The organism is Streptomyces sp. NPDC033178, assembly GCF_055577685.1.
Map to the genome: position 1 here is coordinate 176,683 of NZ_JBVIPT010000011.1, position 15,603 is coordinate 192,285.

The 15,603-nt window shown below is 70.5% G+C and carries 14 protein-coding genes; 6 read left to right on the top strand and 8 right to left on the bottom strand.

Annotated features, from left to right (window positions below):
• Positions 1 to 87: 87 nt before the first annotated feature.
• From ACZ5VQ_RS26775 to ACZ5VQ_RS26795, 5 genes are read left to right on the top strand one after another with little or no spacing between them, the layout of a single operon-like run.
• A complete protein-coding gene (locus tag ACZ5VQ_RS26775; protein WP_469107094.1) occupies positions 88 to 1,176 on the top strand; it encodes a mandelate racemase/muconate lactonizing enzyme family protein in 1,089 nt (362 codons plus the stop codon).
• A complete protein-coding gene (locus tag ACZ5VQ_RS26780) occupies positions 1,173 to 2,237 on the top strand; it encodes an ABC transporter permease (RefSeq protein WP_469107095.1) in 1,065 nt (354 codons plus the stop codon). Before ACZ5VQ_RS26775 ends, ACZ5VQ_RS26780 begins: the two co-directional genes overlap by 4 nt.
• Entirely contained in the window at positions 2,234 to 3,298 is a 1,065-nt protein-coding gene (locus ACZ5VQ_RS26785; RefSeq protein WP_469107096.1) for an ABC transporter permease, read from the top strand. The genes ACZ5VQ_RS26780 and ACZ5VQ_RS26785 overlap by 4 nt, the downstream gene beginning before the upstream one ends.
• Positions 3,295 to 4,857 (top strand): sugar ABC transporter ATP-binding protein, encoded by a 1,563-nt coding sequence (locus ACZ5VQ_RS26790; protein WP_469107097.1) that lies wholly within the window; start codon positions 3,295 to 3,297, stop codon positions 4,855 to 4,857. The genes ACZ5VQ_RS26785 and ACZ5VQ_RS26790 overlap by 4 nt, the downstream gene beginning before the upstream one ends.
• On the top strand, positions 4,854 to 5,177 hold the full coding sequence (locus ACZ5VQ_RS26795) for an L-rhamnose mutarotase (protein WP_469107098.1): 324 nt from the start codon (positions 4,854 to 4,856) through the stop codon (positions 5,175 to 5,177). The genes ACZ5VQ_RS26790 and ACZ5VQ_RS26795 overlap by 4 nt, the downstream gene beginning before the upstream one ends.
• A gap of 114 nt (positions 5,178 to 5,291) precedes the next feature.
• On the opposite strand, the gene ACZ5VQ_RS26800 is transcribed toward ACZ5VQ_RS26795, so the two are convergent.
• Both ACZ5VQ_RS26800 and ACZ5VQ_RS26805 read right to left on the bottom strand, forming a co-directional pair.
• Complete coding sequence (locus ACZ5VQ_RS26800) at positions 5,292 to 6,029, bottom strand: GntR family transcriptional regulator (protein WP_469107099.1); 738 nt, start codon at positions 6,027 to 6,029, stop codon at positions 5,292 to 5,294.
• A 56-nt stretch (positions 6,030 to 6,085) separates the two neighbouring features.
• On the bottom strand, positions 6,086 to 6,436 hold the full coding sequence (locus tag ACZ5VQ_RS26805; RefSeq protein WP_469107100.1) for a hypothetical protein: 351 nt from the start codon (positions 6,434 to 6,436) through the stop codon (positions 6,086 to 6,088).
• A 427-nt stretch (positions 6,437 to 6,863) separates the two neighbouring features.
• Between ACZ5VQ_RS26805 and ACZ5VQ_RS26810 the strand changes: the two genes are divergently transcribed.
• The gene (locus ACZ5VQ_RS26810; protein ID WP_469107101.1) at positions 6,864 to 8,393 is read left to right on the top strand and encodes a purple acid phosphatase family protein; all 1,530 of its coding nucleotides are present in this window, start codon (positions 6,864 to 6,866) and stop codon (positions 8,391 to 8,393) included.
• Between the two features lie 8 nt (positions 8,394 to 8,401).
• Here ACZ5VQ_RS26810 and ACZ5VQ_RS26815 read toward each other — a convergent pair whose 3' ends face one another.
• The 6 genes from ACZ5VQ_RS26815 to ACZ5VQ_RS26840 form a co-directional block, all read right to left on the bottom strand.
• Positions 8,402 to 9,379, bottom strand: a complete 978-nt coding sequence (locus ACZ5VQ_RS26815; RefSeq protein ID WP_469107102.1) for an RNA polymerase sigma factor — start codon at positions 9,377 to 9,379, stop codon at positions 8,402 to 8,404.
• Between the two features lie 184 nt (positions 9,380 to 9,563).
• On the bottom strand, positions 9,564 to 10,943 hold the full coding sequence (locus ACZ5VQ_RS26820; RefSeq protein ID WP_469107103.1) for a carotenoid oxygenase family protein: 1,380 nt from the start codon (positions 10,941 to 10,943) through the stop codon (positions 9,564 to 9,566).
• Positions 10,944 to 11,076: 133 nt separating this feature from the next.
• Complete coding sequence (locus tag ACZ5VQ_RS26825) at positions 11,077 to 11,247, bottom strand: hypothetical protein (protein WP_469107104.1); 171 nt, start codon at positions 11,245 to 11,247, stop codon at positions 11,077 to 11,079.
• A 181-nt stretch (positions 11,248 to 11,428) separates the two neighbouring features.
• On the bottom strand, positions 11,429 to 13,972 hold the full coding sequence (locus tag ACZ5VQ_RS26830) for a DUF4118 domain-containing protein (RefSeq protein WP_469107105.1): 2,544 nt from the start codon (positions 13,970 to 13,972) through the stop codon (positions 11,429 to 11,431).
• 87 nt (positions 13,973 to 14,059) lie between these two features.
• Positions 14,060 to 14,743, bottom strand: coding sequence for a response regulator (locus tag ACZ5VQ_RS26835; RefSeq protein WP_469107106.1), 684 nt, complete (start codon positions 14,741 to 14,743; stop codon positions 14,060 to 14,062).
• A 124-nt stretch (positions 14,744 to 14,867) separates the two neighbouring features.
• Positions 14,868 to 15,578: a potassium-transporting ATPase subunit C gene (locus ACZ5VQ_RS26840; RefSeq protein ID WP_469107107.1), complete on the bottom strand. Its 711-nt coding sequence runs from the start codon at positions 15,576 to 15,578 to the stop codon at positions 14,868 to 14,870.
• Positions 15,579 to 15,603 lie beyond the last annotated feature (25 nt).

Genomic DNA, 15,603 nt, shown 5'->3' on the forward strand with positions numbered 1-15,603 from the left:
CCTCGACCGACTCACAACGGACCACGACGACCCTCGGCCGACCCACGACGGACCACGACGGACCACGACAGAAATCGGATTCGCTGGATGAGCATCATCACGACCGCGACCGCCCGGCTGGCCGACATAGCCGTCGAGCAGGACCGTACCGACGCGGTGCAGTCCTTCGTCAAACAGGAGACGGTCCTGGTCTGCCTGGAGACGGGGGACGGCGTCACGGGAACCGGCTACACCTACACGATCGGCACCGGCGGCACGTCCGTACTGGCCCTGCTGCGCGACCATCTGCTGCCCGCCCTCGTCGGACAGGACTCCCGCAACGTCGAGGCGCTGTGGCAGCGGCTGTTCGGCCTGACCCGGGCGACCACCACCGGAGCCATCACCTCGCTCGCCCTCGCCGCCGTGGACACCGCCCTGTGGGACGTGCGGTGCAAGCGGGCGGGCGAGCCGCTGTGGCGGCTGGCCGGCGGACACCGCCAGGAGGTGCCGGTCTACGACACCGAGGGCGGCTGGCTCCATCTGAGCGCCGAGGAGTTGGTCAAGGGCGCCGTGCGGGCCCAGGAGTCGGGGTGGGCGGGCGTCAAGATCAAGGTGGGCCGTCCGCATCCCGCCGAGGACGCGGAAAGGATGCGCGCCGTACGCGAGGCCGTGGGCCCCTCGCTGCACATCATGACCGACGCCAACCAGTCCCAGACGGCGTCCTCCGTGCTCCGGCTGGCGGCCGCACTGGAGCCGTACGACCCGTACTGGCTGGAGGAGCCGCTGCCCGCGGACGACATCAGCGGGCACGCCCGTCTCGCGGGCGCGACCCGGATTCCCCTCGCCGTCGGGGAGTCGATGTACTCGCTCATGCAGTTCCGCAGTTATCTGGAGGCCGGGGCCGCGTCCGTCGTACAGGTCGACGCCGCCCGGATCGGTGGCATCACACCGTGGTTGAAGGTGGCGCACCTGGCCGAGAGCCACAACGTGATGGTCTGCCCGCACTTCCTGATGGAACTGCACGTCAGCCTCGCGGCCGCGGTGCCCAACGGCCGGTACGTCGAGTACATCCCGCAGCTGCGGGCCGTGACCCGGACCGAGTTGACCATCCGCGACGGCATGGCCGTGGCCCCGGACGCGCCGGGCATCGGCATCGACTGGGACCTGGACGCCCTCGACGACCGGAGGGTGGCATGACGACCTCCATCAGCCCGCCGGACACCGTCCCGGAGGAGAAGGCGGCAGGTCATCGCATGCCGTTCTGGGTCAACCAGCGGCTCGGCCTGCTGGTGCTGGTCATCGCGCTGAGTGTCCTGTTCGGTGTGCTGCGGCCGGCGTTCCTCGACCAGCGCCTGGTGCTCTTCCCGCTCCTGCGGGACGTCGCCACGCTGACCGTGGTGGCGCTCGCGCAGATGGTCGCCCTGTCCGTGGGGCACATGAATCTCGCGGTCGGACGGATGGCGGCCTTCGGGGCCATGTTCGCGGGCCTGGGGTACGACCGGCTGGGTCTGCCAATGCCTGCCGGGTTGTTGCTGTGTCTGGCCGCCGGTGCCGCCATCGGCGCCGTCACCGGCTGGCTCATCGCCCGTACCGGCGTGAGTTCCTTCGTCGTCACGCTGGCGATGGACTTCGCCCTGCTGGGTCTGGTGTCCCTGCTGTACTCGGCGCTCACCGAGGAGGCCGCCTTCACCACCCGGCCGTCCGGCATCGACGAACTGCGGTCCTACTCGCTCGCCGACATCTGTGCGGGGCCCGTCTGCGGCTCGCCCGCCGTACCGCAGATCGCGCAGTTCACCGTGCTCGCCATGGTCGGCCTCGGTTTTCTGTACGGATGCACACGCATCGGCAGGGAACTGCTGCTCACGGGTGCGAACCCGGCGGCCGCGGAGCTGTCGGGCATTCCCACCGGGCGCCGTGTCCTGCTCGCGCACACGCTCTCCGGGCTGCTCGCCGCGCTCGCCGGATTCATGGCCGCCGCGGGCACGGGAACGTTCCGCGCCTCCATCGGCAACGACTTCATGCTGCCCTCCTTCCTGGGTGCGGTGCTCGGGGGCACCCTGCTCACCGGCGGGGTGGTGTCCGTGCTGGGCACGCTGTTGGGCACCGCCCTGGTCGGCGTGATCCGCAAGGGCCTCGACCTGCTCGGCGTCGGCCTGGAAAGCCTGAACATCTACCTCGGCTGTGTCCTCCTGCTGGCCCTGTCGGCCGACCGGATACGCACCGTGGTGTCCTATCGCAAGGTGGTGCGCTCCACATGAGTACGATCCGCGAACAGTGGAGCCGGACCACACCGGCACTGCGCCGGTTCTCCCGTTCCACGACGGCGATGCTGCTGTGCGTGGTCGTGGCGGGATACGTGGCGCTGGGTGCGGCCTCGTCGGGCGCCTTCTTCGAAGGCCCCTCGGTGCGCGTCTTCCTCCAGTACCTGGCCACCCCCATCCTCATCGGCCTGGCGCAGATGGTGGCGCTGTGCGTGGGGCAGCTCAATCTCGCCGTCGGCGCCCTGGGCGGCTTCACCGCCTGTCTGACGGGTGTTCTCATGGCCGACCACGGCGTGCCTGCCGCGGTCGCCGTGATCGTGGGCCTGCTGACGGCGACGGCCGTCGGCCTGGTGACCGGCGTCATCATCGTGGCCACACGGATCAACGGGTTCATCGTCACGCTCGCCACCATGACGATCCTCCTGGGAGCGCAGTACCGGCTCACCGGCACCCGTACCGTCGACGGTTACTCCCCCGCGCTGCGCGACCTCGGCACGGCGGCGCCGCTGAACATCCCCCTCGTCTTCGTCACCGCGCTCGTCGCGGCGGCCCTGCTGGCCGCCTTCATGTACCGCACGGTTGCGGGCAGGCAGCTCCTCGCCGCAGGCGGCAACCCCCTCGCGGCCCGGCTGGCCGGTATCTCCACCGACCGGCAGATCGTGGCCGCGCACACGCTGTCAGGGCTGCTGATCGGCGTGGCCGCCGTGACGGCCACCGCCTCGCTGCCCGGCGTCAACCGAAGCGTCGGCGGGGACTGGCTGCTGCCGAGCTTCGCCGCGCCCATCATCGGGGGCGTGGCGCTCACCGGCGGTTCCATCGCCGTGTTCGGGACCGTCCTCGCCGCCTTCGTGACGCGGCTGATCGACGCGGCGCGAGCGCAGTTCTCGCTGGACCCGAGCTGGGTGAACCTCCTGATCGGCCTGGTCGTCCTGGGTACGGTCGCCGGTGGCCGCCTGCACCAGAGCCGTCTGGGGAGGACGGGTGGCGCGGCACCCCCACCGGCGGAAGGCGGTAAGCAACCGTCCGCCGTCCTGCCGCAGCCGGGAGGTGCCCGTTGAGTACGGTCCTTCTCGAATGCCACGACCTGGTCAAGGTCTTCCCCGGTGTGCGGGCGCTGGACGGTGTCGGGCTGCGCCTGACCGCCGGCAGCGTGCACGCGCTCCTCGGCGAGAACGGCGCGGGCAAGTCCACCCTGATCAAGGTCCTCACCGGGGTGCACTCCCCCGACGGCGGCCGGCTCACCTGGTGCGGCGAACCGGTCCACCTGCGCTCGCCGTTGGAGGCCACCCGTACCGGCATCGGTGTCGTCCACCAGGAGCGCAATCTGATCCCGGGCTTCTCGGTGGCGGAGAACATCACCCTGCAGAAGCCTCCCTCGCACCGTGGACTGGTCGACCGCGAGGCCATGACCGAACCGGCCCTGGCGTGTCTCGCGGAGCTCGGTGTCGACCTCGATCCGCATCAGCCGGTGCGTGAACTGTCCGTCGCACAACAGCAGTTGGTGGAGACGGCCAAGGCCCTCCACACCGAGAGCCGGGTGCTGCTCCTGGACGAACCCACCGCGTCCCTCTCCCCGCAGGAGACGGAGCGGCTGTTCGAGGTGATCCGGCGGCTGGCCGCCCACGGCGCCTGCGTCGTCTTCGTCAGCCACAAGCTGGAGGAGGTCTTCGCCGTCTGCGACACCGTCACCGTGCTGCGCGACGGGAAGTCGGTGCTGGAGTCCGCGCCGCTGGCCGACCACACCCACGACGACATCGTCGGCCTCATGGTGGGCCACGCCCACGCGGCGACCGAGATGCGCCCGCGCACGGTCGACCGGACCGCCGCCCCGGTGCTCGCGCTGGACGCGGTCTCCACGGCCGGCGGGCACCGTGACATCAGCCTGGAGGTGCGGCCCGGGGAGATCGTGGGCCTGTACGGACTGGTCGGCGCCGGGCGGAGCGAACTGGTCAAGGCGGTGCTCGGCCTGGACCGCATCACGGGCGGCGAGGTCCGGGTGCACGGCGCACCGGCCCGGATCACCTCGCCCCGCCAGGCCCTGCACGAGTTCGGCATCGGCTACGTCACCGAGAACCGCAAGGAGGAGGGCGTCTTCCTGGAGCAGCCCATCGTCCGCAACATCACGGTGACGGTGTGGAGGAGACTGGCCAAGGCCCTCGGGTTCGTCTCCGCACGCGAGGAGCGTGACGTGGCGCAGGACCTCGTCGAGCGGCTCGGCATCCGGATCGCGGGACTCGGGCAGAACGCCGGTGAACTCTCCGGCGGGAACCAGCAGAAGGTCAGCCTCGCCAAGTGGCTCGCCGCCGACACCCGGCTGCTCGTCATCGACGAACCGACGGTGGGCGTCGACGTCCGCACCAAGCACGCCTTCCACGAACTGATCTGGGACCTCGCCCGCGACGGCCTGCCTATGCTGCTGATCAGCAGCGACCTCGCCGAGATGGTCACCCTCGCCGACCGGATCGTCGTCATGACCGACCACCGCGTCCGCGGCGAGGTCGACAACGACCGCGACTACGACCGTATGAGCGGCCGCGTCATCCGCCTGATCCACGACCGCGCGGACCCCATCGCCGGCGTGGCCGATACGGCCGGCGCGAAGGCGGTGGGCGGATGAGACGCGTGGCACAGATCATCGCCGTGCGGCCGGAGAAGCTCGACGAGTACCGGGAGTTGCACCGCAACGTACCCCCAGCGGTGCTCGACCGGATCCGGCGCAGTCACATCTCCAACTACTCGATCCATCTGCTGGGCGACCGGCTGTTCGGCTACTTCGAGTATCACGGCGACGATCTTGAGGCAGACCTGGCCCTGATGGCCGCGGACGAAGCCACGCAGCGGTGGTGGAAGCTCACCGGCCCCTGTCAGGTGCCGGTGGCGGAGGCGGCCCCCGGGGAGTGGTGGGCGACGGCTGAACAGGTGTTCCTCATGGAGTGAACGCAGCAGGGCCCCGAACTCCGGCCGCCGCGGCGGTCGTTCACTCTGCCCGCCTTCGAGGCGCAGGCGCGGCCGAACAGGCTCTGCCCCGTGATCCGCCGCCTCGGCGCGCGTCTAGCGGGTCGAAGGAGCGGGAGCGGGCCCGTCGTCTTCCTCGTGCTGGCGTTCCATGCTGCGCGTGAGATGCTCCGTCATCGCCTCGGCCGCGCGCTCGGGATTGCGGCGCAGAACCGCGCGGACGATCCGTTCGTGCTCCGCGACGGTCGGGCCGCCCGCGCCGACGACCTTGCTGAGCCGGAAGATGTGCAGGTGTGCGTGGAGCCGCTCCACCGCGTCCGCCAGCAGCGGCCGATGCGCGGCCTGTCCGATCGCCTCGTGGAAGCGCTGGTCGAGGGCGGCGAAGTCGCGGTAGGACGCGTACCGTCCGTTCGGGCTCGGTTGGACCTGCATCTCCTCGACGATCCGCTCCAGGCCGTCGAGTTGCGCCTCGGTGGCGTTGTCGGCGGCCAGGGCCGCCGCCCTGGGTTCCAGCAGCAGGCGCATTTCGAAGAGTTCCTCAAGGCCCTGCCGGGTCAGCAACTCCGTGGCCCGGTATCCGGAGAGCGCGCGCTTCACCACCAGGCCGTCGGACTCAAGCCGGGCCAGCGCCTCCCGGACGGGGGTCGGCGAGACCTTGAGCGCTCGGGCCAGTGACTCGATGCCCACGCGTGCGCCTGGGGCGATCTCGTGGTCCATGACCATCGCCTTGATGCGTTCGTAGACGCTGTCCGACAGGGCCTGCCGGACAGGGGCCACACTCCGCTCGTCGCCCTCGTCCGGGACACCGGCCGCGGAAGGGCTGTGCGGCGGCATCCCGGCTCCTCCTCAAGACTTCTGCGTATCCCCAGTTTAGCCAGGCAGCCGGGACGTCACGAAGCGCTGTCGCGCACGTCCAGGTGAGACCAGAGATCCTCGACCGGCAGCTCCCCGGCGGCCTCGTCCGCGGCGAGCGCCGCGGCGGCCTCCACCTCGGCACGCTTCTGGAACGCCACGGTGCGGCGGGCCTTGGCGATGACCTCGGCCTGCTCCGCACCGAACCTCGCGGAATCGAGCCGGGCGTTGAAAGCGGTCAGCACATCGGGGTTGATCACCTCGAGCGCGGCGCGCAACTCGGCGAGCGTCTGGGGGCCCTCGGCGTACTCAAGCCGGTACGGGTCCGATTCGAGCTGGTACGGATCCGAATCGGCCTGCGGGCTCGGCTCGTGCGGTAGCGCGGACATGTGCGTGACCTCCGGTCTTGATGGCTCCACGGTACGCGGTTGATGTACCCCTCCGTGCAGGGGTCCGGACGATCAACAGCCCCTGGCGGCAGATTGACCCTGAGGCACGACGCCAGAGCGGAGCGTGACCACGGCGAGAGATCCGGTCGCGGAAACGCCCCGTTGCGCCGGAGGTGGCGAAGAACACGTCCGGGCGGGACACACGGCCCGCCCACCGAAGCGCCGCTTCGGCTCGGCTCGACTGACGCACCATCAGACTCCCGTCAAATCCCTTGCGACACAACCCTGTTGGGCCTGTCGACGAGAGTGCGAAACCTTGGAGAAAGATCAAGTATGCACCTGATCGTGCGGCGATGTCGCATTCCGTACCGGGCGCCGCATTCGGTGTCACCACTGGCGTTCACTGCGCGCGGGCACATACTCAGTTATGCGCTGCTGCTTCTCCGCTCCCCTCGCGGCCATGTCGGCCCTGCCCTCTCCCTGTGAAGTCCTACGATCCGGTGCCCTCCTCGCCCCCACGCTGCTGCGGGCCGCCGCCGGAGCCCTCCACGGGTCCACACGCAAGAGCCACGCCCATCACCCCGACGCATTGACGGCCGTCCATCTGGAACTGGTCACCCTGACCGAGGACCGCGCCGTCATCACCTGGTACACCGGGATTCCCGGCACCAACGACGGGCTGGGCCACATGCTCCCCGCCGTCACGGAGGGCGAGGTCGTCTACGGCACCCACCCCTCCCGGCTGGACCGCAGCGCGGCGGAGGACCGGCCCACGGCGCACCACCATGTCGAGCTCACGGACCTGGAGCCCGGGCAGACGTACTACTACCAGGCCCGCTCGCGGGGCACGGCCGCCACGCCCACGCCGCTGCACCTCATCCGCGGCAACGCCGTCGGCACCAACCGCTATGGGCTGGGTTCGAGCGGGGGCCCGTACTCCTTCACAACACCGCAGCCCCCGCCGGGGCGGCACCTGCTGTCCATAGCGCTGTGCAACGACTTCCACATCGGGGAGACCACCGCCGGTCTGATGGCCGGCCTGCCCCTGCTGCGGGGCGTGGCGCAGGAGCCGGGGCTCGCGCCGTATCCGGAGATCATGAGCCGGGCCCTGGTCGAGGAGGCCCGGCGGCGTGGAGCGGATCTGCTGCTTGCCGCGGGGGACATCTCGGCCGGCGGCGCACCGCGGGACCTGGCGGAGGCCAAGCGGATCCTGGACGGCTTCGGCAGCCACGGACAGGACTACTTCGCCGTACGCGGAAACCACGACCGACCCCGTCACCGTGACGCCGGAGACGCCTTCCGCGCAGAGTTCCTCGGCGGCGCCGGGCCCGCGTACTTCGCCCGCGACCTCGGCGGGTTGCGGATCATCGGGCTCGACACCTACGAGAAGGACGGCAACGGCGCCGACGCCGGCGGGCTCGGTGACGAGCAACTGTCCTGGTTCCGGGCCCGGTTGAAGGAGCGCGGCGACCAGCCCACCGTCGTGTTCGGCCACCATCCGCTGACCGTGCGGGACTCCCTCTTTCCCGTGAGCGGCGGGCAGCGTCTCGGCCGCCGCCAGGCCCGCTCCATCCTCGACGCCTACGCCTCCGCGCCCGGTGTCTTCCTCCACCACGCGGGCCACACCCACCGCAACAAGCGGACCCTCCTGCCGCAGGCGCCGCACGTCACCCTGCAGGAGGTCAGCGCCGCCAAGGACTATCCCGGCGGCTTCTGCCTGCTCCGGATCCACTCCGGCGGCTACGCCCTCAACCACTACAAGACCAGCAGCGCGCCGGCCCGTGAATGGGGCGAGCGCAGCCGCCGGGTGGCCGGGGGTCTGTGGCCGCACCACGCCCTGGGCCGCGCGGTCGCCGACCGCAACAGCATGACCGCCCACGATCTGTCCGGCGTCAGCCCTCGGGGCCTTTCGGCCACGGCGGGCTCCCGTCCCGGCCTGGGCACCGCCGCCTCATAACCGACGCCTCATGCAGGTTCCGGAAACCCGGCCGGGCCCGTCGAAACCGGCGCGGGGAAGATCAGCCGCAGTTTCTGAACCCTTCTCTTCTGGCGGAACATGAGCCAGGCGAGGGTCGGCGGGCAGATGTGGTCGGCGCGGTGGTCGGTGACGTGGTGGGTGACGTCCATTTCCCAGAGGGTGATGTCGCGGCTGGCCACCACATGGCGCAGGGTCTGGCGCACCCCGAATTCCAGGGTCTGCCGCATGACGGGGACGGGATGGGTGCGTTCTCCCGGCCGGCTGAGCGGGCCGACCAGTTCGCTCTCCGCCGGCCACAACTCGGATATCTCCTGGGGCAGTTGACCGCGTTCGGATGCCTGCAGGGTCTCCACGGCCTCGTGCCGGCTGTCCTCGGTGAGCGCGGCGGCGTCGTCGTGCGCCTGAGCGGCGGTCGACAGCAGCACCTGGGCCATTTTCCCCCTGGCCTGGTTGAGCCGACTGCGCACCGTGCCGACCGGTACCTCGCAGACATCGGCGATCTCCTGGTAGGAGGTGACGCCGCTGAAGTGCCGCAGCATCAGCACCAGCCGGAGCTTCGGCGGCAGTTCGTCCACCGCGTCCCAGATCCAGTCCCGCATCGCGTGCTGCTCGATGAGCTGCTCCGGGTGCGAGGCCTCCTGGTCGCGAAGCCGCAGGTGGTCGAGCCCGTCCAGGCCGGGCGTCTCGCGGGTGTCTCGCAGGCGCGTGCGGGAGGCGTTGCGCACGATCGCGCGCAGCCACGCTCCCACGGCCGCCGGATCCCGTACGTCGCCGATGCGCCGCAGCGCGGTCAGCGCGGCGTCCTGCACCGCGTCCTCCGCGTCCGGGCCGTAGCCGAGCACGCTCAGCGCCACCGCGCGCATCGGCGCCTGGTGGCGAGCCAGCAGGAGTCCCAGGGCTCCGGTCTCGCCGGCCTGGGCCCTGCGGGTGAGTTCCTCATCCGTGGGCGGGTTGAGGGGCAACATGAGCTGAACGCCTCCGTGCGGACGAATCACGAACCGTGTGGTGCTCGGGAGATGGGCTCCCATTTTTTCCACTCGACGATGTGCGCGGGGTGGAACTTGGGCAAAAACTCGCGGAGCCCTTGCCGAGGAGGACGTGCCGGGGCGGATCCCCGGTGCCGCGTGCGACCGCGAAGCCGGCTCCGCACTAGAGCCCCCGGGGCCGGTGGACGGACTCCGGCAGCCAGCTTCCGTGGAAACCGGCCGGTACGGGGTACGGCAGCTCCACCACGGCCTGGACGGACAGGTCCGTGGCGTCGAGGACAACCAGTTCCCCCGCCTGGCCGTCGTCGTTCGAGACGAGCGACAGGAGCCAGCCCTCGTCCTCCTCCGCGCCGTCCGCCGCGGGTACGAAGACCGCCTCCCCGGCGTAGCGGCTGCCTGGTGTTTCGTAGGCGTGACCGGTGTGGCGCGTCAGGTCGTGCTTGGCGATGCCGTCACCGGAGACGGTGTACAGGTAGCGGTTCGGGCGCCCGGTGAGGGTCTCGTTGTGCGTGGGGAACTCGGCCGCACGGTCGTCCAGTTGGGACTCGGTGACGCGGCCGGTGGCCGGGTCCAGTGTCCAGCGGTGCAGGACGGCGAGGGACCGGGAACGGCCCGGCTCCAGCGCACCGGCCAGGCCACCGGGGCCCGCGGGTCCGCCGATGTCCGTCCAGGCGTTCCGGAAGCCGGCGTGGTCGTAGCGCACCGCGTCCAGCACGATGCGCCCCCGCGGGTCCTCGTAGGCGTTGCCGACGTGGAAGACGTAGCAGGGGTCGATGTCGTACCACCGCACATCGGTGCTGCCGGGCGCGCGGGACATGACCCCGAGCCGCGCGCCGTACCCCTCGTCCCACTGGTAGGGCATGCCGCCGCGCCCGGCGAAGGCGGGGTCGAAGACGACGGGCAGGTCCATCCACAGCACGTGGTGCTCGGTGATGGCGAAGTCGTGCATCATCGTCGGGCCCGGCACGTCGATCCGCCGGCTGTCGAGCAGCAGCCCCTCCGCGGTGACCCGGTGGTAGGTGAGGTAGGGCGGGGCGCACCCGGTCCCGAACAGGTGCAGTTCGCCGGTGACCGGGTCCTCCTTGGGGTGGGCGGTCATCGAGGTGGTCAGCCGCCCGCCGAAGTCGTACGGTCCGACGGTCTCCAGGGAGGGCGAGACCCAGTAGGGGAGGCCCACCTCGCACAGCGCCAGCACGGTGTCGGCGTGCCGGATCACATGGGTGTTGGCGGGCGTCACGGTGAGGTCGACAGTGGCGTTCCCGCGGATGAACGGATGTCCCTCCAGCTTCCGTGTACGTATCCACCGGTTGCGGTACCACTCGGCGCGGCCGCCCCGCAGCCGGATGCCGTGGAGCATGCCGTGACCGGTGAACCAGTGGCCCGTGTCCTGGCCGGGCAGCGGGTTGGGGCCGTTGCGCAGATAGCGGCCGTCCAGGTCGGTCGGCAGGGAGCCCCGCACGGTGAGATCGGCCGTGCTGTGTTCCTCGGGGACCGGGGCGAAGCGGCCCCGGAGGTACAGGGGAAGAGCTGTCCGGTCGGTCATTGCGCTCTCCTCGTGGTGGCGTGGGCCGCGTCCTCGATCGTGTCCGTGACGGTGCCCGGGCAGCCGGCCGGTGAAGGCCGTCGCGCCGAACGGTCGTCGAGCGGCCCGGGCCTCGCCGCCCGGGTACCGGTGGTCACGTTCCGACCGGCGCCTGGGCCAGCAGTCGGGCCTGGGCCCGGGCGGGATGGACCTTCGTGAAGACGGCGGTTCCGACGAGGCCGGCTCCTGTCGCACCCCAGCGCCAGTCGAAGGACGACACGACGCCGGAGACGATCCAGGGGATGAATCCGCGCACATAACCCATTGAACGTTCCTTGGTGAAATGAAGTGGACGACTGCGGAGGAGTGGTGTTCCGCAGCCGCTCGATGGCCGGACGCCGACTGGATGCACGGCGAACGCCGAAGTTCGAACTTCGGCGTGTGGCAGTCGTCACACTCGCTCTGGGGTGCGCTGTGCAAAGGGGTTGGTGACCGCGGCCTGAGCTCTAGGACGTGGCGGTCGCCGGGAGGTCGGGGCGGATCTGGTGGGCGCCGGGCGCGGCCGGGAGGGTGAGGACCATGGTGAGGCCGCCGCCGGGGGTGTCCTCGGCGGTCAGGGTGCCGCGCATCGCCTCGGCGAAGCCCCGGGCGACCGCGAGGCCGAGGCCCACTCCGGCGCCGCGCGGGGCGTCGCCGTAGCGCTGGAAGGGTTCGAAGATGCGGTCCTTCGCGGTGTCCGGGACGCCCGGGCCGCGGTCCACCACCCGGACCTCGACGCGATCGGCCATGGCGCTCGCCGACACCAGGACCCGCTCCTCGGCGGGGCTGTACTTCACCGCGTTCTCGACGAGGTTGGCGACCGACCGCTCCAGCAGGCCCGGGTCGACGGCGACCATCGGCAACGTCTCGGGGATGTCCAGTTCCACGCTGCCCTCGGGGACTCCGCCGAGCGCCATCGGGACCACCTCGTCGAGGTCGATCTCGCGGATCAGCGGTGTGACCGTGCCGGTCTGGAGCCGGGACATGTCCAGCAGATTGCCCACGAGGTTGTCCAGGCGGTCCGCGCCTTCCTCGATGCCTTCGAGCAGTTCCGCCTGGTCCTCCTCGGACCAGGCCACGTCCTCCGAACGGAGCGAGGAGACCGCGGCCTTGATGCCGGCGAGCGGGGTGCGCAGATCATGGCTGACGGCGGCGAGGAGGGCGGTGCGGATGCGGTTGCCCTCGGCCAGCGCACGTGACTGGTCGGCCTGGGACTGCAGCCGCTGGCGGTCCAGGACCACCGCGGCCTGCGCGGCGAACGCGGCGAGCACCCGTCGGTCCTCCGCCGGCAGCACCCGTCCCGACAGCGCGAGGGCCATGTGGTCGCCGACCGGCATGTCGACGTCCGCGTCCTCGGGGCTCCGACAGGGCCGCGGGCCCACGCTGCCGGCGCAGGTCCACGGATCGACGTCGCTGTCCCGTTCCAGCAGGGCGACCGCCTCCATGCCGAAGGTCTCCCGGACCCGCTCCAACAGCGCCTCCAGGCTGGTCTCCCCGCGCAGCACACTGCCCGCCAGGACCGAGAGGATCTCCGACTCGGCCCGCAGCCGGGCCGCCTGATGCGTGCGCCGGGCCGCGAGGTCCACCACGGAGGCGACCGACACGGCGACTCCCACGAAGATGGCGATGGCGACGATGTTCTTGGGGTCGGCGATCGTCAGGGTGTGCACGGGCGGGGTGAAGTACCAGTTCAGCAGCAGGGAGCCCACCACGGCCGAGGCCAGCGCCGGATAGAGGCCGCCGAGCAGGGCCGCGGCCACCGTGAGCGTCAGGAACAGCAGCATGTCGTTGGCCAGGCCGACCGAGGGCGTGACGCCGGTGAGCAGCAGCGTCAGGAGGGCGGGGCCGCCCACACCGACCAGCCAGCCCCGGACGACCCGGGACCGGCCGAGCCGCGCGCTCCGGGCGACGGGCAGTCCGCGCCCCTTGCCCGCCTCGTCGTGGGTGATCAGGTGGACGTCCAGGTCGGGCCCCGACTCCCGGGCCACCGTGGCTCCGACGCCCGGTCCGAAGACGTACTGCCATCCCTTGCGACGCGACACCCCGAGGACTATCTGCGTGGCGTTCACCCCACGCGCGAAGTCCAGCAGGGCCGTCGGTATGTCTTCGCCGATGACATGGTGGAAGGTGCCGCCCAGGTCCTCCACGAGGGTGCGCTGGACGGCGAGTTCCTTCGGGGAGGCGGAGGTCAGGCCGTCGCTGCGGGCGATGTAGACGGCCAGCACCTCGCCGCCGGCGCCCTTCTCCGCGAGCCGGGCGGCGCGGCGGATCAGCGTACGGCCCTCGGGTCCGCCGGTGAGGCCGACGACGATCCGCTCGCGGGAACCCCAGATCTTCGAGACCCGGTGCTCGTTGCGGTACTCGGTCAGGTATTCGTCGACCCGGTCCGCCACCCACAGCAGCGCCAGCTCGCGCAGGGCGGTCAGGTTGCCGGGGCGGAAGTAGTTGGACAGGGCCGCGTCGACCTTGTCGGGCTTGTAGATGTTGCCGTGCGCCATCCGGCGGCGCAGCGCCTGCGGGGACATGTCGACGAGCTCGATCTGGTCGGCCCGGCGCACCACCTCGTCCGGGACGGTCTCCTGCTGCCGTACGCCGGTGATGGACTCGACGACGTCGCCCAGCGACTCCAGGTGCTGGATGTTGACCGTCGTGATCACGTCTATGCCGGCCGCGAGGAGTTCCTCGACGTCCTGCCAGCGCTTGGTGTTGCGCGAGCCGGGGATGTTGGTGTGGGGCAGCTCGTCGACGAGGGCCACCTGGGGGTGCCGGGCGAGCACCGCGTCCAGGTCCATCTCGGTGAAGACCGTGCCCCGGTACTCCAGTTCCCTGCGGGGTGTCTGCTCCAGGCCGTGCAGCATCACTTCCGTACGCGGCCGGTTGTGGTGCTCCACGAACGCGGCCACGCAGTCGGTGCCCCGCTCGACACGGCGGTGTGCCTCGGAGAGCATCGCGTACGTCTTGCCGACGCCCGGCGCCGCACCGAGGTAGATCCGAAGCTTGCCGCGTGCCATCTTCTCGTCTCTTCGTCTCTACGGGCGGGGTGCCGGGGGGTGTTGAGGAAGGGTGGTGCGCGAGGGGCGGGTGTCCGGAGCGCCGCTTCAGCCTTCGAAGCGGTAGCCCATGCCCGGTTCCGTGATCAGGTAGCGGGGGTGGGAGGGATCCGCCTCCAACTTGCGGCGCAGTTGCGCCATGTAGACCCGGAGATAGTTGGTCTTGTTGCTCTGGGAGACGCCCCACACCTCCTGGAGCAGGTGCTTCTGCGTGATGAGACGCCCGGGGCTGGTGACCAGGATCTCCAGCAGATGCCATTCGGTCGGCGTGAGGCGTATGTCGTGTCCGGCTCGGGTGGCTTTCTTCGCCAGCAGGTCGATGGTGAAGTCGTCCGTCGTGACCACGGCGGTTTCCTGGGCGAGCGGGGTGGTCTCGGTACGGCGGACGGCGGCCCGCAGCCGGGCCAGCAGTTCGTCCATGCTGAACGGCTTGGTGACGTAGTCGTCGGCGCCCGCGTCGAGCGCCGCCACCTTCTCGTCGGAGGCCCGGCGGGCGGACAGCACCAGAATCGGTACGCGGGTCCAGCCGCGCAGGGCCCTGATGACGTCCACACCGTCCATGTCCGGCAGGCCCAGATCGAGGACGACCACGTCGGGCTGGCGCGCGGCGGCGAGACGGAGCGCGGTGGCGCCGTCGGGTGCCGGGTCCACTCCGTACTTGCGGGCCTGAAGGTTGATCACGAGGGCCCGGACAAGCTGAGGGTCGTCCTCCACCACCAGTACCCGGGTCATCGGTGTATGCCTTTCCTGTCGCGCGGAGGACCGAGGTCGTACGGAACAAGCCTTATGGCTGCGGGAGTTGACGAATCGAGGTGTCACCCCGGCCGCCAACTCCCGCATGGTGCGCGTAAGGCGGTCAGCTCTTCGCCACGAGTTCCTTGAGCGCGATGTTGAGTTGGAGGACGTTGACCGTGGGCTCTCCGATGAAGCCGAGCGTACGGCCGTCGGTGTGGTCGTCGACCAGCTTCTGGACCTCGGCGACGGACAGCCCGTTCTTCTCCGCGACCCGGTGGACCTGGATGTCGGCGTACGCCGGGGAGATGTCCGGGTCCAGGCCGGAGCCTGAGGAGGTGACCGCGTCGGGGGGCACACTCTTGACCGTGTAACCGTTCACGGAGTTGTCCTTGATGACAGCGTCCTTGGCGGCGACCACCCACTGGCAGAGGGTGGCTTCCTCGGCCTTCGCCGGGTCCTTCGGGCAGACACCGTCGACCGCGCCGTTGTCACCGGAGCGGTTGGTGGCGCCGGACAGGATCAGCTTGTACTGGGTGTTGACGCTGTTGGTGCCCAGGCCGTTCTGCGGACGACCCTGGAACCACTTCAGGTCCGGCTCCGGGGTCTCCTGGCCCTTCTTCAGCGGCAGGTTGTACGCCTGGCCGATGAGCGAGGAGCCGACGACCTTGCCGTTCGACGTGATCTCCGAGCCGTTCGCCTTGTCGTTGAAGAGGCCCTGGGCGACGCCGGTGATGGCCAGCGGGTAGATGATGCCCGTCACCACCGTCAGGACGAGAAGCGCACGCAGGCCGGCCCAGAGCAACCGGGCAGTGTTCGATACCGAGTTGTTCATAGTTGATCAGCACGCTTTCAAAAAG

What these genes read in the sequence shown, in the direction of transcription:
- ACZ5VQ_RS26775 (WP_469107094.1), top strand. Translation starts at nt 88, where the DNA reads ATGAGCATCATCACGACCGCGACCGCCCGGCTGGCCGACATAGCCGTC.
- ACZ5VQ_RS26780 (WP_469107095.1), top strand. Translation starts at nt 1,173, where the DNA reads ATGACGACCTCCATCAGCCCGCCGGACACCGTCCCGGAGGAGAAGGCG.
- ACZ5VQ_RS26785 (WP_469107096.1), top strand. Translation starts at nt 2,234, where the DNA reads ATGAGTACGATCCGCGAACAGTGGAGCCGGACCACACCGGCACTGCGC.
- ACZ5VQ_RS26795 (WP_469107098.1), top strand. Translation starts at nt 4,854, where the DNA reads ATGAGACGCGTGGCACAGATCATCGCCGTGCGGCCGGAGAAGCTCGAC.
- ACZ5VQ_RS26800 (WP_469107099.1), bottom strand. Translation starts at nt 6,029, where the DNA reads ATGCCGCCGCACAGCCCTTCCGCGGCCGGTGTCCCGGACGAGGGCGAC.
- ACZ5VQ_RS26805 (WP_469107100.1), bottom strand. Translation starts at nt 6,436, where the DNA reads ATGTCCGCGCTACCGCACGAGCCGAGCCCGCAGGCCGATTCGGATCCG.
- ACZ5VQ_RS26810 (WP_469107101.1), top strand. Translation starts at nt 6,864, where the DNA reads ATGCGCTGCTGCTTCTCCGCTCCCCTCGCGGCCATGTCGGCCCTGCCC.
- ACZ5VQ_RS26815 (WP_469107102.1), bottom strand. Translation starts at nt 9,379, where the DNA reads ATGTTGCCCCTCAACCCGCCCACGGATGAGGAACTCACCCGCAGGGCC.
- ACZ5VQ_RS26820 (WP_469107103.1), bottom strand. Translation starts at nt 10,943, where the DNA reads ATGACCGACCGGACAGCTCTTCCCCTGTACCTCCGGGGCCGCTTCGCC.
- ACZ5VQ_RS26825 (WP_469107104.1), bottom strand. Translation starts at nt 11,247, where the DNA reads ATGGGTTATGTGCGCGGATTCATCCCCTGGATCGTCTCCGGCGTCGTG.
- ACZ5VQ_RS26830 (WP_469107105.1), bottom strand. Translation starts at nt 13,972, where the DNA reads ATGGCACGCGGCAAGCTTCGGATCTACCTCGGTGCGGCGCCGGGCGTC.
- ACZ5VQ_RS26835 (WP_469107106.1), bottom strand. Translation starts at nt 14,743, where the DNA reads ATGACCCGGGTACTGGTGGTGGAGGACGACCCTCAGCTTGTCCGGGCC.
- ACZ5VQ_RS26840 (WP_469107107.1), bottom strand. Translation starts at nt 15,578, where the DNA reads ATGAACAACTCGGTATCGAACACTGCCCGGTTGCTCTGGGCCGGCCTG.